Below are 618 nucleotides of genomic sequence, written 5' to 3' on the forward strand. Positions count from 1 at the left end.
ACTTACAACGCGTATGGCCGCGTCACCGCGGAACGAGACGAGCTCGGCCGTATCACCCATTACGAGTACGCCGACAACCTGCACCTCGTCAGCCGCCGAATCAATCCCGACGGCAGCCAGTTGCGCTACCGCTATGACAACTCGCGCTTGTTGCTCACTGAAATCGAAAACGAGCGCGGCGAACGCTACCAACTCGATTACTACCCGAACGGTCTGATTCAGCAGGAAACCGGCTTCGACGGCCGCCGCACCGCGTACGAGTACGACCTCAACGGCCAACTGCTGAAGAAAACCGAATTCGGCGATGACGGCAGCGAACTGGTAACCGAATACCAGCGCGACGCCGCAGGTCGTTTGCTGGTCAAGACGCTGCCCGATGGCGAAGAAATTCATTACAGCTACGACGCACTGGGTCGCTTGGTCAATGTCGACGACGGCCACTGGCCGCTCGCTTATGAATACGATGTGCAAGATCGGCTGATCACTGAACATCAGGGCTGGGGCACCATACGTTACGCATACGACAGCGTCGGCCAACTAAGCCACTGCCGCCTTCCGGATGGAAGCACACTCGATTATCGTCACTTGTTCGGTGGACGCCTGAGTAGCATCGACCTG

1 pseudogene is annotated in these 618 nt (G+C 58.1%); it reads left to right on the forward strand.

The features are described 5' to 3' along the window. Window positions 1-618: pseudogene (locus tag HU727_RS25510) on the forward strand (type IV secretion protein Rhs); the annotation flags it as partial.

Source organism: Pseudomonas khorasanensis, assembly GCF_014268505.2.
GTDB lineage: Bacteria > Pseudomonadota > Gammaproteobacteria > Pseudomonadales > Pseudomonadaceae > Aquipseudomonas > Aquipseudomonas khorasanensis.